This is a genomic window from Burkholderia pulmonis, from assembly GCF_984667975.1.
This window is the reverse complement of sequence record NZ_OZ480186.1, coordinates 2,689,117-2,710,590: the sequence shown is the minus strand read 5'-3', so window position 1 is coordinate 2,710,590 and position 21,474 is coordinate 2,689,117. Positions and strand designations below refer to the sequence as shown.

18 protein-coding genes are annotated in these 21,474 nt (G+C 68.7%); 8 read left to right on the top strand and 10 right to left on the bottom strand.

Annotated elements, in window-relative coordinates:
• Positions 1 to 148: 148 nt before the first annotated feature.
• Genes AC5LXK_RS12535 through AC5LXK_RS12525 form a run of 3 tightly spaced genes read right to left on the bottom strand, consistent with a single transcriptional unit; the run spans position 149 to position 3,459 of the window.
• Positions 149 to 1,360, bottom strand: a complete 1,212-nt coding sequence (locus AC5LXK_RS12535) for a benzoate/H(+) symporter BenE family transporter (RefSeq protein WP_493389102.1) — start codon at positions 1,358 to 1,360, stop codon at positions 149 to 151.
• 55 nt (positions 1,361 to 1,415) lie between these two features.
• Positions 1,416 to 2,591 carry a vWA domain-containing protein gene (locus tag AC5LXK_RS12530; RefSeq protein ID WP_493389101.1) on the bottom strand — a complete coding sequence of 392 codons (1,176 nt, stop codon included), beginning with the start codon at positions 2,589 to 2,591 and terminating at the stop codon, positions 1,416 to 1,418.
• Positions 2,592 to 2,616: 25 nt separating this feature from the next.
• Entirely contained in the window at positions 2,617 to 3,459 is an 843-nt protein-coding gene (locus tag AC5LXK_RS12525; RefSeq protein ID WP_059236665.1) for an AAA family ATPase, read from the bottom strand.
• A 245-nt stretch (positions 3,460 to 3,704) separates the two neighbouring features.
• On the opposite strand from AC5LXK_RS12525, the gene AC5LXK_RS12520 reads away from it, so the two are divergent.
• The gene (locus AC5LXK_RS12520) at positions 3,705 to 4,064 is read left to right on the top strand and encodes a c-type cytochrome (protein ID WP_048249237.1); all 360 of its coding nucleotides are present in this window, start codon (positions 3,705 to 3,707) and stop codon (positions 4,062 to 4,064) included.
• 40 nt (positions 4,065 to 4,104) lie between these two features.
• The gene (locus AC5LXK_RS12515) at positions 4,105 to 4,464 is read left to right on the top strand and encodes a c-type cytochrome (RefSeq protein WP_493389100.1); all 360 of its coding nucleotides are present in this window, start codon (positions 4,105 to 4,107) and stop codon (positions 4,462 to 4,464) included.
• Positions 4,465 to 4,572: 108 nt separating this feature from the next.
• Here the strand turns inward: AC5LXK_RS12515 and AC5LXK_RS12510 are convergent, their stop codons facing one another.
• On the bottom strand, positions 4,573 to 5,040 hold the full coding sequence (locus tag AC5LXK_RS12510) for a DUF1841 family protein (protein ID WP_493389099.1): 468 nt from the start codon (positions 5,038 to 5,040) through the stop codon (positions 4,573 to 4,575).
• Positions 5,041 to 5,219: 179 nt separating this feature from the next.
• On the opposite strand from AC5LXK_RS12510, the gene AC5LXK_RS12505 reads away from it, so the two are divergent.
• On the top strand, positions 5,220 to 6,149 hold the full coding sequence (locus AC5LXK_RS12505) for a DMT family transporter (RefSeq protein ID WP_493389098.1): 930 nt from the start codon (positions 5,220 to 5,222) through the stop codon (positions 6,147 to 6,149).
• 100 nt (positions 6,150 to 6,249) lie between these two features.
• On the opposite strand, the gene nth is transcribed toward AC5LXK_RS12505, so the two are convergent.
• Together nth and rsxB are read right to left on the bottom strand one after the other, a co-directional pair.
• Positions 6,250 to 6,894 (bottom strand): endonuclease III, encoded by a 645-nt coding sequence (nth, locus tag AC5LXK_RS12500; protein ID WP_493389097.1) that lies wholly within the window; start codon positions 6,892 to 6,894, stop codon positions 6,250 to 6,252.
• Positions 6,891 to 7,799: an electron transport complex subunit RsxB gene (rsxB, locus tag AC5LXK_RS12495; RefSeq protein WP_493389096.1), complete on the bottom strand. Its 909-nt coding sequence runs from the start codon at positions 7,797 to 7,799 to the stop codon at positions 6,891 to 6,893. The genes nth and rsxB overlap by 4 nt, the downstream gene beginning before the upstream one ends.
• Positions 7,800 to 8,050: 251 nt before the next feature.
• Between rsxB and AC5LXK_RS12490 the strand changes: the two genes are divergently transcribed.
• Positions 8,051 to 8,683 (top strand): TetR/AcrR family transcriptional regulator, encoded by a 633-nt coding sequence (locus AC5LXK_RS12490; RefSeq protein WP_493389095.1) that lies wholly within the window; start codon positions 8,051 to 8,053, stop codon positions 8,681 to 8,683.
• An 84-nt stretch (positions 8,684 to 8,767) separates the two neighbouring features.
• On the opposite strand, the gene AC5LXK_RS12485 is transcribed toward AC5LXK_RS12490, so the two are convergent.
• Positions 8,768 to 10,243: a polyhydroxyalkanoate depolymerase gene (locus tag AC5LXK_RS12485; RefSeq protein WP_493389094.1), complete on the bottom strand. Its 1,476-nt coding sequence runs from the start codon at positions 10,241 to 10,243 to the stop codon at positions 8,768 to 8,770.
• A gap of 211 nt (positions 10,244 to 10,454) precedes the next feature.
• Positions 10,455 to 12,284 carry a glycoside hydrolase family 15 protein gene (locus tag AC5LXK_RS12480; protein ID WP_493389093.1) on the bottom strand — a complete coding sequence of 610 codons (1,830 nt, stop codon included), beginning with the start codon at positions 12,282 to 12,284 and terminating at the stop codon, positions 10,455 to 10,457.
• A gap of 165 nt (positions 12,285 to 12,449) precedes the next feature.
• On the opposite strand from AC5LXK_RS12480, the gene AC5LXK_RS12475 reads away from it, so the two are divergent.
• Positions 12,450 to 13,694 carry a lactonase family protein gene (locus tag AC5LXK_RS12475; protein WP_493389092.1) on the top strand — a complete coding sequence of 415 codons (1,245 nt, stop codon included), beginning with the start codon at positions 12,450 to 12,452 and terminating at the stop codon, positions 13,692 to 13,694.
• A 112-nt stretch (positions 13,695 to 13,806) separates the two neighbouring features.
• On the opposite strand, the gene AC5LXK_RS12470 is transcribed toward AC5LXK_RS12475, so the two are convergent.
• Together AC5LXK_RS12470 and AC5LXK_RS12465 are read right to left on the bottom strand one after the other, a co-directional pair.
• Positions 13,807 to 18,372: a DNA translocase FtsK gene (locus tag AC5LXK_RS12470; protein ID WP_493389091.1), complete on the bottom strand. Its 4,566-nt coding sequence runs from the start codon at positions 18,370 to 18,372 to the stop codon at positions 13,807 to 13,809.
• Positions 18,373 to 18,549: 177 nt separating this feature from the next.
• Complete coding sequence (locus tag AC5LXK_RS12465) at positions 18,550 to 19,095, bottom strand: META domain-containing protein (protein ID WP_493389090.1); 546 nt, start codon at positions 19,093 to 19,095, stop codon at positions 18,550 to 18,552.
• 213 nt (positions 19,096 to 19,308) lie between these two features.
• Here AC5LXK_RS12465 and purT point away from each other — a divergent pair, with 213 nt between their 5' ends.
• The 3 genes from purT to AC5LXK_RS12450 all read left to right on the top strand — a co-directional run bounded on the left by purT (position 19,309) and on the right by AC5LXK_RS12450 (position 21,193).
• Positions 19,309 to 20,523 carry a formate-dependent phosphoribosylglycinamide formyltransferase gene (gene purT / locus AC5LXK_RS12460; RefSeq protein WP_493389089.1) on the top strand — a complete coding sequence of 405 codons (1,215 nt, stop codon included), beginning with the start codon at positions 19,309 to 19,311 and terminating at the stop codon, positions 20,521 to 20,523.
• 18 nt (positions 20,524 to 20,541) lie between these two features.
• The gene (locus AC5LXK_RS12455; protein ID WP_493389088.1) at positions 20,542 to 20,727 is read left to right on the top strand and encodes a DUF6726 family protein; all 186 of its coding nucleotides are present in this window, start codon (positions 20,542 to 20,544) and stop codon (positions 20,725 to 20,727) included.
• A gap of 85 nt (positions 20,728 to 20,812) precedes the next feature.
• Positions 20,813 to 21,193: an MliC family protein gene (locus tag AC5LXK_RS12450; protein WP_493389087.1), complete on the top strand. Its 381-nt coding sequence runs from the start codon at positions 20,813 to 20,815 to the stop codon at positions 21,191 to 21,193.
• The last annotated feature ends 281 nt before the right edge of the window (positions 21,194 to 21,474 follow it).

The window sequence follows — 21,474 nt, the reverse complement described above, 5'->3', positions numbered from 1 at the left end:
CGGGGCGCCGGGTTCTCACGGGCCGCGCGAGCGCGGCGGCGAAGCGAAGCGGCGCCGGACGCCGCTTCCAATCCATCATTTTAGGCCCGATTCGCGTCGAGCACGTTTTGGCGTGTCCGGCGCGCGCCGTGGCGAGCGGAAAGCCGCGTCACGCGGGGCGCCGCGCGTTCAGGATCACCTGCGTGACGATGCCCGCGACGAGCCCCCAGAACGCCGAGCCGATCGACAGCAGCGTGAGGCCCGAGGCGGTCACCATGAACGTGACGAGCGCCGCTTCGCGCTGCTTGACGTCCTGCATCGCGTTCGCGAGCCCGCTCATGATCGAGCCGAACAGCGCGAGCGCGGCGACCGACACGACGAGCGCCTTCGGCAACGCCGCGAACAGCGCGGCGATCGTCGCGCCGAAGATGCCGGCGACCAGGTAGAACGTGCCGCACCACACGGCCGCCGTGTAGCGCTTCGCATGATCCTCGTGCGCTTCGGGGCCGGTGCAGATCGCCGCCGTGATCGCCGCGAGGTTCACGCCGTGCGAGCCGAACGGCGCGAGCAGCAGCGATGCGAGGCCGGTCGTCGCGATCAGCGGCGACGACGGCGTCTGGTAGCCGTCCGCGCGCAGCACCGCGATGCCCGGCACGTTCTGCGACGCCATCGCGACGACGAACAGCGGAATGCCGATGCTGACGATCGACGCGATCGAGAACGCGGGCATCGTGAACACCGGCTTCGCGAGCGCGATCTGGAAATGGCTGAAGTCGAGCAGGCCGAGGCCGCCGGCCACGGCCGTGCCGATGATCAGCGTCGTGACGATCGCGTAGCGCGGCGCGAGCCGCTTGACGATCAGGTAGGTGAAGAACATCGCGAGCACGAGCGCGGTCTGGAACTGCGCGGCGCGGAAGATCTCGATGCCGATCTCGAACAGGATGCCTGCGAGCAGGGCGGCGGCGATGCCGGCTGGGATCCGGCGCATCAGCGTGTCGAACAGGCCGCTCACGCCGACGGCCGTCAGCAGCAGCGCGCACACGACGAACGCGCCGATCGCCTCGGCGTAGGGCACACCGGGCAGCGATGCGATCAGCAGCGCGGCGCCGGGCGTCGACCACGCGACCACGACAGGCGCGCGAAAGCGCAGCGACAGGCCGATCGTCGTCAGCGCCATGCCGATCGACAACGCCCAGATCCACGACGAGATCTGCGCATCGGTGAGATGGGCGGCGCGGCCGGCCTGGAACATCAGCACGAGCGAACTCGTGTAGCCGGTCATCATCGCGACGAAGCCGGCGACGAGCGCCGACACGGACGTATCGGCGAAAAAGCGGCGGCCGCCGGCGCGGCTGGCGCTCGCGGTGGGCGAGGGGTTCATGCTATCTCCGGGGCGGCCGCTCGGACGCGGCCTGGGTATCTGCGGGTGGGTTGCGTTACTTGCTGAGTGTGCGCATCGCGGTTTCGAGGCCGGCGAGCGTCAGCGGATACATGCGATGGCCGAGCAGGTCGCGGATGACCGCGACCGACTGCCGGTACTCCCATAGCCGCTCGGGCTCGGGGTTCAGCCATGCATGATGGGGGAACTGGTCGGCGAGGCGGCGCAGCCACACGGCGCCGGCCTCGGGGTTGTTGTATTCGACCGAGCCGCCGGGCTGCAGCACTTCGTACGGGCTCATCGTCGCGTCGCCGACGAAGATCAGCTTGTAGTCGGGCGTGAACTTGTGCAGCACGTCCCACGTCGCGGTGCGCTCCGAGTGGCGGCGGCGGTTGTTCTTCCACAGATGGTCGTACACGCAGTTGTGGAAGTAGAAGAATTCGAGATGCTTGAATTCGGCCTTCGCGGCCGAGAACAGCTCTTCGGTGCGCTTGATGTGATCGTCCATCGAGCCGCCGACGTCGAGCAGCATCAGCACCTTTACGTTGTTGTGACGCTCGGGCACCATCCGCAGGTCGAGCCAGCCCGCGTTCGCGGCCGTGCTGCGGATCGTGCCGGGCAGGTCGAGCTCCTCGGCGGCGCCTTCGCGCGCGAAGCGGCGCAGCCGGCGCAGCGCGACCTTGATGTTGCGCGTGCCGATCTCGACGGAGTCGTCGTAGTCGCGATACGCGCGCGCTTCCCACACCTTCACCGCGGTGCGGTTGCCGTTCGACGGGCCGCCGATGCGCACGCCTTCCGGGTTGTAGCCGCCGTGCCCGAACGGCGACGTGCCGCCCGTGCCGATCCACTTGTTGCCGCCTTCGTGGCGTTCCTTCTGCTCGTCGAGCAGTTCCTTCAAACGCTCCATCAGCTTGTCGAGCCCGCCCATCGCCTCGATCTGCGCCTTTTCCTCCGGCGACAGCTCGCGCTCGAGGCGCTTCTCGAGCCAGTCGAGCGGGATGTCGAACGCTTCGGACGGCAGCGCGGACACGCCGTGGAAATACGCGCCGAACGCCTGGTCGAACTTGTCGAAGTACTGCTCGTCCTTGACGAGCGTCATCCGCGCGAGGAAGTAGAACGCGTCGATCGACGGCGAGATCAGCCCGGCCTTCAGCGATTCGAGCAGCGTCAGGTATTCCTTCACCGAGACGGGCAGCTTGGCTGCGCGCAGCGCGTAGAAGAAATTGAGCAGCATGGCCGGGCCTTCGCGGGTGAGGGGATTACCGGTTGTGCCGGTTCATGTAGACGAGCCGTTCGAGCAGGCTCAGGTCCTGCTCGTTCTTCAGCAGCGCGCCCGCGAGCGGCGGCACGATCTGCTTCGCGTCCGCGCCGCGCAACGCGTCGGCCGGGATGTTCTCGGCGAGCAGCAGCTTCAGCCAGTCGAGCAGCTCGGACGTCGACGGCTTCTTCTTCAGGCCCGACACGCCGCGCAATTCGAAGAAGCTCTCGAGCGCCGCACGCAGCAGCTCCTCGCGGATGTCCGGGAAGTGGACCGCGACGATCTTCTGCATCGTCGACGGGTCGGGAAACTGGATGTAGTGGAAGAAGCAGCGGCGCAGGAACGCGTCGGGCAGCTCCTTCTCGTTGTTCGACGTGATGATCACGAGCGGGCGGTGCTTCGCGCGGACCGTCTCGCGCGTCTCGTACACGTGGAACTCCATCCGGTCGAGCTCGCGCAGCAGGTCGTTCGGGAATTCGATGTCGGCCTTGTCGATCTCGTCGATCAGCAGCACGCTCGGCTGCTCGGCGTCGAACGCCTGCCACAGCACGCCCTTGACGATGTAGTTCGAGATGTCCTTCACGCGCTCGTCGCCGAGCTGCGAGTCGCGCAGCCGCGACACGGCGTCGTATTCGTACAGGCCCTGCTGCGCCTTGGTGGTCGACTTGATGTGCCACTGCAGCAGCGGCATGTCGAGCGCGGCGGCCACTTCCTCGGCGAGCATGGTCTTGCCGGTGCCGGGTTCGCCCTTGATCAGCAGCGGGCGTTGCAGCGTCAGTGCGGCGTTGACTGCGAGCTTCAGATCGTCGGTGGCGACGTACTGCGAGGACCCTTCGAAACGCATGGCGGCGCTCTTCTTCATCGGGAAAAAAACCCAGTATAAGTCAGAAGGGCTGTCCGGTTGGGCCGCGCCCGCGTATCGTTGCGGGGCTGCGGCGGGGCGAACCGGGGTGCCTTATGGACGCGTTCCCCGTCGGCGCGGTACAATCTGGCCGTTTTTTTTGGCCTGCGTGGCGACCTGATAAGCAAAACGGCGCGGGCCGTTGCCGCTTCGGCGCCAGTTTCCCCTCAAGCTAGGTTACAAGAGCTATGAACAAATTCGTCGGCAAACACGTCGTTGTCGCAGCGCTCGTGGCGCTCGCGGGCAGCGCGCAGGCGGCCGGTGTGGTCGGCAACCCGAAGGACGGGGCGAGCAAGGTCGCCATGTGCATCGGTTGCCACGGCATCCAGGACTACCGCACGGCGTACCCGGAGGTCTACCGGGTGCCCGTCCTCGGCGGCCAGAACCAGCAATATCTCGAGAACGCGCTGAAGGCCTACCGCAAGAAGGATCGTCACTTCCCGTCGATGAATGCGGTCGCCGGTTCGCTGACGGACCAGGACATCGCGGATCTGGCGGCCTACTACGCCGCCCAGAAGGCCGACTCGAAGGACAATCCCTACAAGTAAAGCGCGCGCCGCCGATCTCTCCGGCGGGACAGGAGCATTCATGAACAACGCATTCAAGACGGCGGCAGTGGCACTGGCGGCCGGCCTCGCGATCGGTACCGCGCACGCAGCGGACGCCACGAAGGGCAAGGAGCTGGTCGAGTCGCACAACTGCGCGGCCTGCCACGGCGCGCAGCTGAACAAGCCGATCAACGCCGAGTACCCGCGCCTTGCCGGCCAGCACGCCGACTACCTCGTGTGGGCGATGCGCCAGTACCAGATGGGGCTGACGAACCCGCTGCTCGGTCGCAACAACGCGATCATGCAGGCACAGGTGCAGAACCTGTCGGTCAGCGACATGAAGGACATCGCGTCCTACATCGAGTCGCTGAAGGACACCGACCTCGTGTTCAAGAAGTAAGCGCGACGGGCCTCACGGGCTCGCGCAGCAAAAATACCCCGCCACGGCGGGGTATTTTTTTGTCCGCGGCCGGGCGGAACCCGGTGCGGACGCGCCGGCGCCGTGCGCTCAGTCGCGCGATGCGCGGCGCAGGATGCGCTGCAGGTACGCGTCGGTGTCGGGCGGCGTGCCGGTACGCTGCGCTTCCCAGATCGTCTCGCCGAGGCACTCCATGATCGCGTGCTGCGCGTCGTGGGTCGAATCGAGCTTCGCGGCCAGCTTGTCGTGCGCGGCGCGGATGCCGGGCGGCTGGTCGATCGACAGCTGCTCGCTGATCGCGAGGTGCATCGACAGGTGCAGGAACGGGTTCGTCCGGCCTTCCTCGGGCGTGTAGTTGCGCGCGGCCGCACCGTCGGCGTCGGCGAGCTCGTCGTGGTATTCGGGATGCTCGACGATCCAGTCGGCTGCAATCGCTTCCAGCGGCGTCAGGATCTCGCCTGCGCGCTGCTTGCGCCAGGTCTCGGTGAAAAAGCGACGCACGTCGTCGCGGCTTGGATTGAACATGGTGGGGAAACGTCGTGATTCGGGCGGCGTCATGCCGCGTCGCGCATTGTACGCCGGGTCGGCGGACGGCGCTGGCGGCGGGGCGGCGGGGCGGCCGGCGCGGTGCTGGCCGGCCGCCCGCCCCGGAACGGGTTGGCGCGGGCTAGGCTCGCCGCCGTCGCGCCGCTACACTCCGACGATCCCCGTCACGGCGCCTTGCCGCCTGTTTCATCATGACCGCCACCGCCCGCCCGTCATCCGCCGCCCTGCAGGGCACGCTCTACGTCGCGTTGTCCGCCGCCGCGTTCGGCGCGATGGCGATTTTCGGCCGCTACGCGTATGCGGCCGGCGTCGACGTGCTCGGGCTGCTGATCGTGCGCTTCGCGATCGGCGGCGCGGTGCTCGCCGCGATCGCGCGGCATCGTCGCGTCGCGTGGCCACGCGGGCGGGCGCTCGCGCCGCTCGTCGCGATGGGCGCGCTCGGCTACGTCGGGCAGTCGTTCTGCTATTTCAGCGCGCTGCAGCACGCGCAGGCGAGCCTCGTCGCGCTGCTGCTGTACCTGTATCCGGCGTTCGTCACGCTGCTGGCCGCGTGGTGGCTCGGCGAGCGCCTGACGCGGGCGAAGGCCGTCGCGCTCGTGCTGTGCGTCGCGGGTTCGGCGCTGATGGTCGGCGGCGGGCATGGCGAGCCGCTCGGGATCGCGCTCGCGCTGGCGGCCGCGGTGATCTATTCGCTGTACATCGTCGGCGGCACGAAGGCGACGCGCGGTGTCGATCCGCTGGCGACGACCGCGATCATCTGCCTGTCGGCCACCGCGACGCTCGTGACGATCGCCGTCGTGCGCACCGCGGTGTTCGATGCGCCGCCGCGCTGGCCCGCGACGGGCGGCGGCTGGGCGTCGATGCTCGCGATCGCGCTCGTGTCGACGGTCGCGGCCATGCTCGCGTTCTTCGCCGGGCTCGAGCGGCTTGGCGCCGCGCGTACGTCGATGCTGTCGACGCTCGAACCGGTCGTGACGGTCGCGCTCGCGGCGCTGCTGTTCGGGGAAGCGCTGTCGCCGTTGCAGTGGGCGGGCGGTGTCGCGATTCTGGCTGCCGTGCTGGCGCTCGTGCGGGCCGGCGGGGCGGCGGCCGACGATGCCACGGCGACGTCCAACGCGTAGTCGGAGCCGGGAAAACCGCGTGCGCCACGGCTGTACCTACGGATTCGCGGCGTGCCCGCGCGGTTCGATCTGCCGGCACGGCGCGCGTTACACCTGACGCTTACTCGTTGGGCGGTGGCGTCTTCGGCCTGAATTCGCACAGCGGCTCGATCGCGCAGTGCCAGCATTCCGGCTTGCGGGCCTTGCAAACGTAGCGCCCGTGCAGGATCAGCCAGTGATGCGCGTCCTGCAGGAATTCCTTCGGCGTGAACTTCTCGAGCGCGGCCTCGACGGCCCGGACGTCCTTGCCAGGCGCAAGCCCCGTGCGGTTCGCGACGCGGAAGATATGCGTGTCGACCGCGATCGTCGGCTCGCCGAATGCGGTGTTCAGCACGACGTTCGCGGTCTTGCGGCCGACGCCCGGCAAGCCTTCGAGCGCTTCGCGATCGGCCGGCACCTCGCCGTCGTAGCGGTCGAGCAGGATCCGGCACGTCGCGACTACGTTCTTCGCCTTGGTGCGATAGAGGCCGATCGTCTTGATGTACTCGGTGACGCCTTCCTCGCCCAGCGCGACGATTTGTCGCGGGGTGTTCGCGACCGGGAACATCTTCCGCATCGCCTTGTTGACCGACACGTCGGTGGCCTGTGCGGACAGCATCACGGCGATCAGCAGCTCGAACGGCGTCGTGTATTCGAGCTCGGTGGTCGGATGCGGATTGAGGCTCTGCAGCGTTTCGTAGATCGCGCGTCGTTTGCTGGCGTTCATGGAGCGTTCGGGTCGGACGGCGTGGACGGGCCGCGTGGCGCGTCGTTGCCTGCGTCGTTTTCGTGGTCGTTGCCGCCCGATGCCGCCGCTTCGGCGTCGCGCTGCGCCTGCTGTTCGGCGAGCCGCTTGCGGCGGGTCTCGGCCGCGTCTATCTGCGCCTGGACGGCCGCGCTCACGCTTTCGGTGTTCTTCGGCCCGGCGCCTTGCCCGGACAGTTCTTCCTTCTTCTTGCGCGCGCGTTCGAGCGCGGCAGCGATGATCGCGCGTTTCTTCGCTTCGGCGTCGTCGGCGGCCGGCGCGGCGGGGGCGGCGTCCGGCTGCGCCGCGGGTTGCCCCGCAGCCGGCTTCGCGGTGCTGGCCGCGCGCCGCGCCGCGGCACGCGCTTCGGCGGCCTCGCGCTCGCGGCGCTGGCGCGCGAGCCGCAGGTCATGGCGTTCGCGCGCGGCATCGGCCTGTTCCTGCGACCACGCATCCCAGCCCGTGCGATCGCCGGTCACCGGCAGCATCGCGATGCAGTCGACCGGGCACGGCGGCACGCACAGGTCGCAGCCCGTGCACTGCGCTTCGATGATCGTGTGCATCTGCTTCGGCGCGCCGACGATCGCGTCGACCGGGCACGCCTGCAAGCACAGCGTGCAGCCGATGCACAGGCTCTCGTCGATGAACGCGACCGCACGCGGGTGCTCGCTGCCGTTGACGGGGTTCAGCGGAATCACCGGCTTGCCGAGCAGGCCCGCGAGGCGCGCGATGCCTTCAGCGCCGCCGGGTGGGCACTGGTTGTAGTTCGCGTCGCCGGCGGCGATCGCCTCGGCGTACGGGCGGCAGCCGTTATAGCCGCACTTCGTGCATTGCGTCTGGGGCAGCAGATCTTCGATGCGATCTGCGAGTGTCTTGGAATCGGTCACGGTGACAACGGGCGCAGCGGCGCCGAATGGCTCTCGGCCGCGTCGGGCGCGGCCGGAAAGGTTTGCCAAAGCTCGATTATCGCCGATTTCCCGCATTGCGCTGGACGCCGTCTGTGCGCATAATCGAACCGCTTTTTTGCAGGGGCTCAGCAGGAGGGCGGCCGTACGCGGCGCGCCCGTTCCAGGGCGGCCGGCGCCAAGGCGTTGGGGTGCCGGTCCGGATCAAGCGGCTCACATAGCAAAATGCCACCATGAATCAGCCAAAAATCAAAAGAGATCCTGAAGGTACGCGCCGTCGCATCCTGATGGCGGCAGCCGAAGAGTTCGCGAGTGGAGGGCTGTTCGGCGCGCGCGTCGATCAGATCGCGCGCCGGGCCGAAACGAACGAGCGCATGCTCTATTACTATTTCGGCAGCAAGGAGCAGCTCTTTACGGCTGTGCTCGAACACGCGTTCTCCGCGCTGACCGAGGCCGAGCGCGTGCTCGATCTCGACGGCGTCGCGCCGGTCGAAGCCGTCACGCGGCTCGCGCATTTCGTTTGGGACTACTACCGCGACCATCCGGAGCTGCTCAGGCTCATCAACAACGAGAATCTGCACGAAGCGCGCTACCTGCACAAGTCGACGCGGATCCGCGAGATGATGTCGCCGATCGTCGCGAAGCTCGGCAACGTGCTGATGCGCGGCCAGAAGGCCGGGCTGTTCCGCAACGACGTCGATCCGCTGCGCTTCTACGTGACGCTGTCGGGGCTCGGCTACTACATCGTGTCGAACCGCTTCACGCTCGCCGCGACGCTCGGCCGCGACTTCACCGACACCGACGAGCGCGCGGAGATGGTCCGGATGAACACCGAAGTGCTGCTCGCGTATCTGCTGCGGCGCTGACGCGCCAGCCGGCAGTTTCCCCCGGATGTAAAAACGCCGCCGTGCACAGGCAACGGCGGCGTTTTTTCGTCGGAACGCAGCGGGTCAGGCGGCCTTGCGGACGCGCACGGCTTTTGCGCGCGGGCTGGCGGCGGCCGTACGTTTCGCGGCAGGTGCGGCCTTGGCGGGGGCGGCGGCCTTTGCCGGCGCCTTGGCGCGCGTGCGCTTCGCGGCGGTGGCACGCGTCGTCTCGGCCGGCGCATTACCGGCCGGCACGGTCGTGAGCGTCGTGGCCGCCGGCGTATCCGGGTGATCCTTCGCTGCGCCGTGCTTCGGCTCCGGCGCATGCTCGCGGATGAAGTCGCGCAGCTGCGGGTAGATGATCGTGCGCCAGCGGCGGCCCGAGAAGATCCCGTAGTGGCCGCACTTCTCGGCGGTCAGGCTGCGGCGGTCGTCTTGCGGGATGCCCGTGCACAGCTCGTGCGCGACGTGCGTCTGGCCGCTGCCCGAGATGTCGTCGAGTTCGCCCTCGATCGTCATCAGTGCGGTGTGCCTGATGTCCTGCGGCCGCACGCGCTCGCCTTCGACGTCCCACGTGCCTTCCGCGAGACGGAATTCCTGGAACACGACACGGATCGTCTCGAGGTAATACTCGGCGGCCATGTCGAGCACCGCGTTGTACTCGTCATAGAAGCGGCGGTGTCCCTCGGCGTCTTCCTCGTCGCCGCGCAGCAGGCTCTGGTAGAAATCCCAGTGCGATTGCGCGTGCCGCTCCGGGTTCATCGCGACGAAGCCCGTGTGCTGCAGGAAGCCCGGATACACCTGGCGGCCTTCACCCGGATAGTTCGCCGGTACCGTGTGGATCACGTTGTTCTCGAACCACGCGGTCGAGTGCTGCGTCGCGAGCGAATTCACCGACGTCGGGCTGCGGCGCGCGTCGATCGGGCCGCCCATCATCGTCATCGTGAGCGGCGTGTCCTCGCCGCGGCTCGCCATCAGCGAGATCGCCGCGAGCACCGGCACCGTCGGCTGGCAGACCGAGATCACGTGCAGGTTGCGTGCGCCGATGTGGCGGATGAATTCCTGGATGTACGCGATGTAGTCGTGCAGGTGGAACGGGCCCGTCTCGATCGGCACCATCCGCGCGTCGATCCAGTCGGTGATGTAGACCTTGTGATCCTGCAGCAGCGTGCGCACGGTGTCGCGCAGCAGCGTCGAATGGTGGCCCGACAGCGGCGCGCAGACCAGCACGACCGGCTCGTCCTTCAGTTGCGTGACGGCGTCGGCGTCGTCCGAATAGCGCTTGAAACGCAGCAGCCGGCAGAACGGCTTCTCGACGATCGTCTGCTCGACGATCGGGATGTTGTGGCCGTCCTTGACGATCTGGTGAATATTGAATTCCGGCTTCTCGTAATCCTTGCCGAGCCGGTACATCAGCTCGTACGCGGCGGCCATGCGCGTCGCGCCGGGCATCAGCGAGAACGGGCTGGACGGATTGGCGAACGATTTGGACGCGGCCTGGGCCCAGGCCGTCAGCGGGCTCAGCATGGCGCGCTGGAATTCGTGCAGTTGGTAAAGCATGCAGGCTACTCCCGCGTGGGGGACGGTGCGCAAAGGCGGCGTGAGGCGTCGCGGCGTGCCGTGTGGGTCAGCGACCGGCCATGTTGCACTGCAGCCGGACAATCGCGTCGATCATATCGGACAACGATCGGTGGTGCAATGCAACATTTCCCCGATTTTTCATCAAAATTTTGCGATTTGACGATCTCTGACCAAGCCGGCCGCACCTCGCTCAGCGCCCCGTCGCCACGGCAGGCGCAGGCTGGCCGGCCGCGCGCGCCATGGCCTCTTCGTGGTGCATCAGGTTCATCGCGGTATGCACGAGGGCCACGTGCGAGAACGCCTGAGGGAAATTGCCGACCAGCCGCCCGGCGACCGGGTCGTACTCCTCGGCGAGCAGCCCGAGGTCGTTCGACAGCGCGAGCAGCCGGCTGAACAGCCGGTGCGCGTCGTCGATCCGGCCGAGCAGCGCGTAGTTGTCCACCAGCCAGAAGCTGCACGCGAGAAACGTGCCTTCGCCAGGCGGCAGGCCGTCGTCGTAATCGGTCGTGCGGTAGCGCATCACGAGCCCGTCGTGCAGCAATTCCCGCTCGATCGCCTCGACCGTGCTGACGATGCGCGGGTCTTCCGGCGGCAGGAAGCCGAGCAGCGGCATCAGCAGCACGCTCGCGTCGAGCTCGTCGCTGCCGTAGCTTTGCGCGAATGCCTGCTTGCCTTCATGCCACGCATTGGTGCAGACGTCGGCATGGATCTGCTCGCGCAGCGCACGCCAGCGGTCGAGCGAGCCGGGCAGCCGGAACATTTCCGCGGACTTGATCGCGCGGTCGAACGCGACCCACGCCATCACCTTCGAGAACGTGAAATGACGGCGGCCGCCGCGGGTTTCCCAGATCCCCTCGTCGGGTTCCTGCCAGATCTTTTCGAGATGGTCGAGCAGCGCGCACTGCACGGACCAGACGGTGTCGTCGGCCTGCAGGCCGCCCACGCGCGCGAGGTGCAGCGCGGCCATCACCTCGCCGAACACGTCGAGCTGGAGCTGGTTCGCGGCGCCGTTGCCGACGCGCACCGGCTTCGAATCCTGGTAGCCGGGCAGCCAGTCGAGCTCCATTTCCGGCAGCCGGCGCTCGCCGGCGATCCCGTACATGATCTGGATCTGCTCGGGCGAGCCGGCCATCACGCGGCCGAGCCACGTGCGCCACGCGCGCGCCTCGTCGTAGTAGCCGCCGCGCATCAGCGCGAGCAGCGTGATCGTCGCGTCGCGCAGCCAGCAGTAGCGGTAGTCCCAGTTGCGGTTGCCGCCGATCTTCTCGGGCAGCGACGTGGTCGGCGCCGCGACGATGCCGCCCGTCGGCTCATATGCGAGCGCCTTCAGCGTGATCAGCGAGCGGCGTACGGCGGCCGCGTAGCGGCCCTGCACCTGGCAGCGGCCCGACCATTCGAGCCAGTAGTTCTCGGTGCGCGCGAGCATCGACAGCGGATCGCGCGCGGGCGGCAGCCGCATGTGCGACGCCGCATAGCTGAGCGAGAACGGCACGCGCTCGTCGGCGCTGACCGTGAATTCCGCGAGCGTATGGAGATTCTTGCCGGTGAGCGGCACCGGCGTGCGCAGCACGACGGTATCGGGGCCGGCGATCGCCTTCATGCCGTCCTCGCGGGACAGTTGCGTGACCCACGGGATCGAGAAGCCGTAGTCGAAGCGCAACACGAGTTCCATGCGCATCTTCATCGTGCCGTGGCGGCCGACGACGATCCGCACGAGTTCGGACCAGCCGTTGCCGGGCGGCATGAAGTCGATCACGGTGACGGCGCCGTCGGCGCTTTCGTAATCGGTTTCGAGAATCAGCGTGTCGCCGCGATAGCGGCGCGTGGTGTGCGTGATCGCGGCGTCGGCAGCGGGAGCAAGCAGCCAGCGGCCGTGCTCGGGGGTGCCGAGAAGCGCCGCGAAGCAGGCGCCCGAATCGAAGCGGGGCCAGCACAGCCAGTCGACGGAGCCGTCTTTTGCGATCAGCGCGGCGGTATGGCCATCGCCGACGAGGGCGTAGTCTTCGATCAGGGCGGGCATGGGCAGGCGGTCCTTGGGTATTCGAGTTCACAATGCGGGCGGCGGCGGCCGGGCTTCACGCCCGGGCGTCGCGCCCCGTATACTCGGCCGGGCGGCGGAGCGCATGAACGGCCGGCGTTTCGTCCTATCTCAACACTTGAAGCGACTCGATGCAAGGAGGATTCAATGCCCAACCGTTTACGCGAGCGTGACGCACACGCTTCGACACGAGGGTTCCCGCTTAGGCTCGCTCACTGGATGAAAGGTTTCGCGATCGTGCTCTCCCTGTCCGCGACCCATGCCTTTGCGCAGCAATCGCCCGCCCCGGCCGATGGTGTCTACAACCTGCTGGTCGGCACCTATACGGGCGGCGGCAGCGACGGGATCTATGTTTACCGCTTCGATACTAAAACCGGCAGTGTCGCGCCGGTGTCGTCGGCGAAGACCGTGAATCCGTCGTATCTGTTGCCGAGCCGCGACGGTCGCACGGTCTACGCGGTCAACGAACTACCCGGCGACGACGGGCCGGCGTCGCAGCGCGGCGGTGTCAGCGCGTTCCGTTTCGACGCGAAGACGGGGGCGCTGAGCTTCATCGACCGCGTATCGTCGGAAGGGAACGATCCTTGCTATCTCGCGCTGTCGCCGGACGGCAAGTACCTCGTGACGGCCAACTATTCGGTCGCGAAGGATCCGGGCGGCAGCTTCGCGGTGTTTCCGCTGCGCGACGACGGCGCGGTCGGCCAGGCCGTGCTGACCGTGCATCACGAAGGCACGGGGCCGGTGAAGGGCCGACAGGACGGCGCACACGTGCATTCGACGGTGTTTTCGCCGGACGGCCATTACCTGTTCGTGCAGGATCTCGGCGCGGACAAGATCTACGGCTACCGCTACACGGTGGACGGCAGCCGTGGGCTGATCAGCCCGACCGATACGCGCTACACGCCGGTGAAGGCCGGGTCGGGCCCGCGTCACATGGTGTTCAGCGCCGACGGCCGGTTTGCGTACGTGACGAGCGAGCTGAACGCGTCGGTCGAGGTGTTCGGCTACCACGACGGCAAGCTGACGCCGATCGAGACGCTGCCGATGACGGCGCCGGGCTTCAAGGGCAAGGTCGGCGGCGGCGCGATCCACCTGTCGCCGGACGGCCGCTTCCTGTACGTGAGCAACCGCGGCGACGCGAACGATCTCGTGATCTACGCGGTGAACCAGGCCGATGGCCGGTTGAAGCAGGTCGGGCGCCAGTCGAGCCTCGGCAAGACGCCGCGCGAGTTCCTGATCGATCCGACCGGCAAGTGGCTGATCGTCGGCAACCAGGACAGCGGCACGTTCTACGTGTTCAGCCGCGATGTCGAGACGGGGCTGCTCGGTGCGAATCCGCAGAAGGTCGCGGTCGGCAGCCCGGTCGACTTCAAGCTGGTGCCGGTGCAGTAAATGCACGGGCGGTGAATGAAAAAGGGCGCTGCCGATGCAGCGCCCTTTTTTCCGGGCGTCCGGTTTCCCGGTGCGCCCGTATGGGGTGAAGGCGGCCGGCTGGCCGCCGTGCTCACTCGGCCGCGGCCGGCACGAGCACCTCGCGGCTGCCGTTGATGCCCATCGCCGATACGAGCCCGGCGGCCTCCATCTGCTCGACGAGGCGGGCGGCACGGTTGTAGCCGATGCGCAACTGCCGCTGCACCGACGAGATCGACGCGCGCCGCGTGCGCACGACGAACGCGACCGCTTCGTCGTACAGCGGATCGGCTTCCGCGTCCGGCGCGTCGCCGAACAGGTCCTGCGTCGCGCCGTCGGCGGCCGGGCCGTCGAGGATGCCTTCCTCGTACTGCGGCTCGCCGAACTGCTTCAGGTACTCGACGATCCGGTGTACTTCCTCGTCGGCGACGAACGCGCCGTGCACGCGCTGCGGATAGCCGGTGCCCGGCGGCAGGAACAGCATGTCGCCCATCCCGAGCAGCGACTCGGCACCCATCTGGTCGAGAATCGTGCGCGAGTCGATCTTCGACGACACCTGGAACGCGACGCGCGTCGGGATGTTCGCCTTGATGAGGCCCGTGATCACGTCGACGGACGGACGCTGCGTCGCGAGGATCAGGTGGATGCCGGCCGCGCGCGCCTTCTGCGCGAGGCGGGCGATCAGCTCTTCGATCTTCTTGCCGGCGACCATCATCAGGTCGGCCAGCTCGTCGATCACGACGACGATCAGCGGCAGCTTCGACAGCGGCTCGGGATCGTCGGGCGTCAGCGAGAACGGGTTGCCGATCTTCTTTTCCTTCGCTTCCGCGTCGCGGATCTTCTGGTTGAAGCCCGCGAGGTTGCGCACGCCGACGGCCGACATCAGCCGGTAGCGCTTCTCCATTTCGCCGACGCACCAGTTCAGCGCGTTCGCCGCGAGCTTCATGTCGGTGACGACCGGCGCGAGCAGGTGCGGGATGCCTTCGTAGACCGACAGCTCCAGCATCTTCGGGTCGATCATGATGAGCCGCACGTCTTCCGGCGTCGCCTTGTACAGCAGCGACAGGATCATCGCGTTGATCGCCACCGACTTGCCCGAACCGGTCGTGCCGGCGACGAGCATGTGCGGCGCCTTCGCGAGATCGGTGACGATCGGGTGGCCCGTGATGTCCTTGCCCATCGCGATCGTCAGCTGCGACGCCGAATGCTGGTACTCGCGCGACGCGAGGATTTCAGACAGGCGGATCATCTGGCGCTTCGCGTTCGGCAGTTCGAGGCCCATGCAGGTCTTGCCGGGAATCGTCTCGACGACGCGGACCGACGTGAGGCCGAGGCCGCGCGACAGGTCCTTCATCAGCCCGACGATCTGGCTGCCGCGCACGCCGAGTGCGGGTTCGATCTCGAAGCGCGTGATCACGGGGCCGGCCGATGCGCCGACCACCGTCACCGGCACCTTGAATTCCTGCAACCGCTGTTCGATCACCTGCGCGGTCTGCGCGAGATGTTCCTCGGTGATCGTTTCGACGTCGCCGGATGCGGGCTCGAGCAGGTCGAGCGTCGGCAGTTCGACGTTGAACGTCGCGGGCGCGTGGAATTCGAACGCGTTCGGGCGCGGCTGGCGCACGGGGGTGTCGGGGGCCGGTGCGTCGACTGCGGCCGGTTCGGTTGCCTCGCCGGCCGTTGCGCCGATCGACGGGGCGGCAACGGGCAGCGTCGGCGCGGCAGCGACGGTCGCCGACGTGAACGGGTTCACGCCCGGCGCGGTTGCGGCCGGCAGCGGCTCGGCGATCGACGCGGCAGCCGGCGTGCCGGGCACGTGATTCGACATGGACCAGCTCGCCGGCGATGCGGCAGGCGCGGACTGTGTCGTGAACGTCGGGGCGGCGACCGCGGCAGGTGCGGACGCGATCGACGGAGCCTGCGCAGCGGCGGTTGCACCGATCGACATCAGCGATCCGACCGCAGCGGCAGGCGAGCCCGCGACAGGGAGAGCAGGCGCAGTGGCGGCCGTGGTCGCCGCTGCGGTCGCGCCCGAGGACGTTGACGTCGCGGTGGATACGGCAGGCGGCACGGGCAGGCTGATTGCCGGCTGCGGCGCGACTGCGCCGAACGGGCCGGATGCGCTGAATGCCGTATCGGGCGACGAGGGCGTCGTGCTGGCCGAAGGCGCCGGTGCCGGCGCGGAAGGTTGCACCGCGAACGAGACGGGCGTGAACGTCGCGGGTGTCGCCGGCGCGGACGCCTGCGCGGTCGAACCGGACGGCGAATTCGGCACGCCGGCCGCCGACGGCGCCGCGGTCGATGCAAACGTCGATGCGCGGGCGAGCGAACCGTACGTCATCCCCGCGACACCGGTTGCCGTTGCCGCTGCGGACTCGCTCGCTGCAACGCTCGATGCCGAAGCCGCCGGTTGCGACGGCGAAGCGGATGCCGTGCCGGTCAGGCCGGGCGTTGAAGTCGTCGCGATGGCCGGCGCAATGGTCGATGCGGATGCCGGTGCTTGCGCGGTTGCGGTGCCGGCGAACGGCGCTGCGGCGGTGGCCGAAGCCGTCGGTGCGGCGGCAAACGGTTGAACCGCCGGCGATTTCGGCAATTCCCCGGAGGCGGCCGTAAAGGGCGCCGCAGGTTGCGCCGACGGCGAGGCCGCCGGTGTCCAGTGCGTGCCGGGCGCGGCGTCGCGAGCGATTTCCGGCAGCGGCGCCGCGCGTGCCGGGGTGTCCGGTTTGGCGACGTCCGGTGCGGGACTTGCTGCAGCCGGCGCCGACGTCGCGGCAATCGGCGTCGCATCGGAAGATGCGTGCGCCGAGGTTCCTGCGATCGCCGAAGCGGGGAGGGCAGCGAATGGTGCGATGCCGCCGGCCGGTTTCACGCCGGCGTGCGCACCGGTGCCGCCGTGGGGCTCGTGGGCCGCGGCGGCATGATCGATTGCGGGTGCCGGTTGCGCGTCGCGTACGTCATCGGCGGCGACGGACATCGCCGGCTTGCTTGCGGCGAGGGCTTGAACCGCGTCATTTTCCTGTGGCACGAAGGCCGGGTTCACCGATTCCGATCCCGTTTCGTGCGCCAGCGATGCAGCGACCGGATGCGCGGCCGGCACGCCGAGCGCGGAAACCGGTGAGGAGACGAGGTCTTCCCACGGCGCGAGGTCGACGGGTGTGTCGAACGACGACGCAGGCGCGGCCCCGAATGCCGGCGCGGCGGGCGTGCTGTCGACGTGACGGATCCCGGCATCGGTGCGATGCGCAAGCGCCGCATCGTCGGTGCGGGTATCGGTCCATGCGGACGATGCGGTGTCGTCGAATGCCACGGTGCGGGAATCGAACGCCGGCGCGTGCGTGATGCCGGGTTCTGCCGGCATGAACGCATCGAGCACGATCGGCGCGTGGTCGTCGTAGGCGGCCGCTGCATCGTGTTCGACCGGAGCAGGGGTGTCATGGCCGGCGATGCCGGGCGCCGCCGAGACGGCCACGCTCGACACGGCGGCCGACACCGGCGCGGCAATGCCGCCTGCCGCTGCTGCCATCGCGGCCACGGCTGCCGTGGTGGCGGCTGCCGGCGTTGCGTCGGACGATTGCGAACCACCACCGATCGACGCCCATTGCGCAGTGCTGGCTTCGATCGAGCGCAGCGTGTCGTGAACGCTCGGTGCCGGCGTGATCGGCGCGGCGGGCTTCTCTGTCCATGCATAGAGCGGTGCGCGCGCCGGCGTTTGCGGCGACGCGCGACGTCGGGCCGCGTCCGGCAAGCCGGTGGCAGCCGTTCCCGAGGCTGGGCGTACCGGTGGACGCTGCGGTTGCGCACCGGCCGCCGGCCGCGGTGTGACTGTCGCGCGCGGCGGCGTCTGCTTCAGCGCAGCGGTGGCCGCCGGTCGCGCGGCGGTCGGCCGCGGGCGGACCGGTTCGAATCCGGCAGGAAGCGGGGCGGGATCAGGGCGCGGGACCTGCGCGTTCGCTGCCGCGCGCGCAAGGCTGGCGGTGCTGCCGGTCGTGGGCGGCGGCATTGCGCTGGTCGGGATCGGTGCGGGCGGTGCCGGCGTGCGCTGAGGCGCGGTCGGCTTCAGCCAGCCCGATGGCGCGACGGGTTCCGCGAGCGGGCGCGGCGGCGTCTTGCTGCGCGGCTTCGGCCGCGCCTGCGGGTCGGGTTTCCACAGCGTCGGGCGCGAATACCGGCCGTTCTGGCGCGGCGCCATCGAGTTGACGGTGTGCGCGGTGGTCGGCTGCACGATGTCGTCGTCGCGATGCAGCGCGCTACGCGGCAGGTCGGCGATGCCGCGGGCATCGTCGTCGCCGCCGTCGCGCGACAGCTTGACGCCGAACGACGTGTCGACCCACGCGGCGAACTGCCGCCAGCCGATGCCGGTCAGCCAGGGCAACCCGGCGAAGAACAGCACGACCATCGCGACCGGCGTGCCGATCGGGCCGAGCACGTGGGCGAAGCCGGCCGAAAATGCATGGCCGAGCGCGTTCGTGTCGGGGCCCGACAGCGGGCTCGTCAGTGCGCAGCTTGCAACGAACACCGCCACAAAGCCGATCCACAGGCGGATCGAGCCGCGGCCGGCGAGCCCGCCGCCGCCGGGCAGCATCGCCTGCACGAGACGCCAGAAGAGAAGGAGGAACCAGACGGCGGAAATGCCGAACCAGCCGAAGACAACCGTGTGCATGCTTTGAAACAGGAGAGGGGTGGGGCGCGCAGGGCGCGACCCGCCGAGTTTAACCGGCCGGCGAACAAGATTCCCGGATGGCGTGAATTCGTTTCACGCCGAGCGGCGCGTGCGTTCGGCACGCGCGCGCGACGCGCAACGCGAAGGTGGTCGGTCGGCCTTCGCGCGCACGCTGCATCAGGGGCTCCGGTGCGTGAAGGTCAGCGTTGCGCCGGCGTTGGTCACGATCTGCAATTGCTGCGGCGCGCGCATCTGCACACCGGTCTTGTCGACGTGGGCGAGCGCGTCGAGGTAGGCGGATTCGAGCTGGCCGCCGAGCGTATTCGGGCAGGCCATCCGCGTGCCGGCGAGCGGGCCGAAGCTCAGCAGGCCGTTCTTGATCGCGTAGGTGCCCGCGTAGCGGTTGCAGCCCGAGAAGCCGCTGGCGCGCCGGATGCCCGAATCGGTCGACAGCGCGAGCTTGATCGGCTCGCCGTTGTCGCCGTGCGGGATCGCGCGTTGCGTGCCGTCGGCGTTCACCCAGCTCGTGAGCTCCCAGCTGGTGTCGTCGAGCAGCTGGACGGCGGCGGGGTTGTACGGGTCGGGCGCGGGGGCGGCGGAATCGGGATGGGTCGGCATCGCGCAGGCGGCGAGAAGCGTGGCAAGCGTCAACGCGCAGAGCGGCGCGCGCAACGGGCGAAGCAGGCCGGTGCGTGCGCGTGCGGCTGCGGACAGGTAGGACATGAGCCTCGTTCCTCATCGGATTCTGATCAAGGCGTAAGAGTAACGCACCCGCCCCGCGGCAGGCGAGCCGACACTTCACGCGTGAAAACGTTCGCACCCCGTCCACGCGCCTCGCACGGGCGCGCGCCGGCGCGGCGCAACGCCCAAAACCGGCGCGATCCTGCGTGTTAACATCGGAGCCGTTTTCGTCCTCCATTTGAAGCGGGAAATCACATGCAGATCGGTCAGCGGCTCGGTACGCCGCTTTCACCCTCGGCCACGCGCGTCATGCTGCTCGGCGCCGGCGAGCTCGGCAAGGAAGTCATCATCGCGTTGCAACGTCTCGGTGTCGAAGTCATAGCGGTCGACCGCTATCCGGATGCGCCGGGCCACCAGGTCGCGCATCGCGCACACGTGATCGACATGACGGACGCGGCCGCGCTGCGCGCGATCGTCGAGGCCGAGCGCCCGCACCTGATCGTTCCCGAGATCGAGGCGATCGCGACCGACGCGCTCGCGGCGATCGAGGCGGCCGGCCTTGCCGAAGTGATCCCGACCGCGCGTGCGACGCAGCTCACGATGAACCGCGAAGGGATTCGCCGGCTTGCCGCCGAGGAACTCGGCCTGCCGACGTCGCCGTATGCGTTCGCGGATTCGTTCGAGGCGTTCAGCGCGGCCATCGCGACAATCGGCATGCCGTGCGTCGTGAAGCCCGTGATGTCTTCGTCGGGCAAGGGGCAGTCGGTCGTGAAGACCGAAGCCGACGTGAAGCCCGCATGGGACTACGCGATGGCGGGTGGACGCGTGAACCACGGCCGCGTGATCGTCGAGGGCTTCGTCGATTTCGATTACGAGATCACGCAGCTGACCGTGCGTGCGATCGACCCGGCGACGCTCGGCACGCGCACCTATTTCTGCGAGCCGGTCGGCCACGTGCAGGTCGCGGGCGACTACGTCGAGTCGTGGCAGCCGCAGCCGATGAGCGCGGCGGCGCTCGAGAAGTCGCGCGAAATCGCGCACAAGGTCACCGAGGCACTCGGCGGGCGCGGGATGTTCGGCGTCGAGCTGTTCGTGCGCGGCGACGACGTATGGTTCTCCGAGGTGAGCCCGCGGCCGCACGATACGGGCCTCGTCACGCTCGCGTCGCAGCGCCAGTCGGAATTCGAGCTGCACGCACGGGCGATTCTCGGGCTGCCGGTCGATCCGGCGCTCGGTACGCCGGCCGCGTCGGCCGTGATCTACGGCGGGCTCGACGAGCGCGGGATCGCGTTCGAAGGCGTGCGCGATGCACTCGCGGTGCCGGGCGCCGACCTGCGCCTGTTCGGCAAGCCGGAAAGTTTTGCGAAGCGGCGCATGGGCGTCGCGCTGGCGACCGGCGCGACCGTCGACGAAGCCCGCGAGCGCGCCAAGCGCGCTGCCGCGGCCGTCCGGCCCGTGTCGGCGCGCTGACGGAACAAGGAGAGCACGATGGTATCGAGATGGTTGCGTTTCGGAAAGCTGGGTGCCGCGCTGGCGCTCGTAGCGAGTCTCGCCGGGTGCGGCCTCGCGGCCGCGCCGTGCCGCGTGGCATCGGCCGGACTCAAGATCGTGCCGCTCGTCGGCCATATCGCGGCGGCGCCGACCGATGCGTGCGCCGGCGTCATCGATCCCTGATCCCGGCACCCGGCCCGATCACCCACAAACAATAACCGCGCGCCCCGTGCGGGCGCGTTTCCACCCGTCTCGTGAGAGGACCTGCATGATCCGCCAAACCCTCGCCGCGCTCGCGCTTGCCGGCACCGCCGTTTCCGTTGCGCACGCCGCGCAACTGACCGTCGAGGAAATCGACGCCGATGCACGCCAGCAGACCGTCTACCAATGCGCGAACCAGAAGCAGCCCGTGCGCGTGTCGTACTGGCTCGCGGGCAACGGCCAGAGCTTCGCGCTCGTGCCGGTCAACGGGAAGCAGATGCTGTTCGTCGACACGGTGTCGGCGTCGGGTGCACGCTACCAGGCCGGCCGCTACACGTGGTGGACGAAGGGCAAGGAAGCGACGCTGCGCGACGAGATCGCCGACCAGAATTCGCCGCCGCTGCTGGGCGACTGCGTGCAGGTCGAGAAGAAAAAGAAGAAGGGCTGAGCGCCGGGCGCGATCGCGGATCGTATTCGCGCGTAGCGACCGGCTGCGGACGGGCAGGCCCGGTACGCGGGCCTGCCACGGGCGTTCGGGTACGATCATCCAGGATCGGTCCCCTTATATGGCTCGCCAGCCGATCGAGATAGCCCGGTCGGGCTGTCCATCGCCCGCACGGGCCGCTGCAGGCTCGCCTGCGAACCGCCGCTGTGGCCGTTCGCGGCGTTGTCACGGACAGATGGCCGCGCAGTGCTACAATACGGCCCTTTCCGCCGGCATTCGCGCCG

What these genes read in the sequence shown, in the direction of transcription:
- AC5LXK_RS12535 (WP_493389102.1), bottom strand. Translation starts at nt 1,360, where the DNA reads ATGAACCCCTCGCCCACCGCGAGCGCCAGCCGCGCCGGCGGCCGCCGC.
- AC5LXK_RS12530 (WP_493389101.1), bottom strand. Translation starts at nt 2,591, where the DNA reads ATGCTGCTCAATTTCTTCTACGCGCTGCGCGCAGCCAAGCTGCCCGTC.
- AC5LXK_RS12525 (WP_059236665.1), bottom strand. Translation starts at nt 3,459, where the DNA reads ATGCGTTTCGAAGGGTCCTCGCAGTACGTCGCCACCGACGATCTGAAG.
- AC5LXK_RS12520 (WP_048249237.1), top strand. Translation starts at nt 3,705, where the DNA reads ATGAACAAATTCGTCGGCAAACACGTCGTTGTCGCAGCGCTCGTGGCG.
- AC5LXK_RS12515 (WP_493389100.1), top strand. Translation starts at nt 4,105, where the DNA reads ATGAACAACGCATTCAAGACGGCGGCAGTGGCACTGGCGGCCGGCCTC.
- AC5LXK_RS12510 (WP_493389099.1), bottom strand. Translation starts at nt 5,040, where the DNA reads ATGACGCCGCCCGAATCACGACGTTTCCCCACCATGTTCAATCCAAGC.
- AC5LXK_RS12505 (WP_493389098.1), top strand. Translation starts at nt 5,220, where the DNA reads ATGACCGCCACCGCCCGCCCGTCATCCGCCGCCCTGCAGGGCACGCTC.
- nth (WP_493389097.1), bottom strand. Translation starts at nt 6,894, where the DNA reads ATGAACGCCAGCAAACGACGCGCGATCTACGAAACGCTGCAGAGCCTC.
- AC5LXK_RS12490 (WP_493389095.1), top strand. Translation starts at nt 8,051, where the DNA reads ATGAATCAGCCAAAAATCAAAAGAGATCCTGAAGGTACGCGCCGTCGC.
- AC5LXK_RS12485 (WP_493389094.1), bottom strand. Translation starts at nt 10,243, where the DNA reads ATGCTTTACCAACTGCACGAATTCCAGCGCGCCATGCTGAGCCCGCTG.
- AC5LXK_RS12480 (WP_493389093.1), bottom strand. Translation starts at nt 12,284, where the DNA reads ATGCCCGCCCTGATCGAAGACTACGCCCTCGTCGGCGATGGCCATACC.
- AC5LXK_RS12475 (WP_493389092.1), top strand. Translation starts at nt 12,450, where the DNA reads ATGCCCAACCGTTTACGCGAGCGTGACGCACACGCTTCGACACGAGGG.
- AC5LXK_RS12470 (WP_493389091.1), bottom strand. Translation starts at nt 18,372, where the DNA reads ATGCACACGGTTGTCTTCGGCTGGTTCGGCATTTCCGCCGTCTGGTTC.
- AC5LXK_RS12465 (WP_493389090.1), bottom strand. Translation starts at nt 19,095, where the DNA reads ATGTCCTACCTGTCCGCAGCCGCACGCGCACGCACCGGCCTGCTTCGC.
- purT (WP_493389089.1), top strand. Translation starts at nt 19,309, where the DNA reads ATGCAGATCGGTCAGCGGCTCGGTACGCCGCTTTCACCCTCGGCCACG.
- AC5LXK_RS12455 (WP_493389088.1), top strand. Translation starts at nt 20,542, where the DNA reads ATGGTATCGAGATGGTTGCGTTTCGGAAAGCTGGGTGCCGCGCTGGCG.
- AC5LXK_RS12450 (WP_493389087.1), top strand. Translation starts at nt 20,813, where the DNA reads ATGATCCGCCAAACCCTCGCCGCGCTCGCGCTTGCCGGCACCGCCGTT.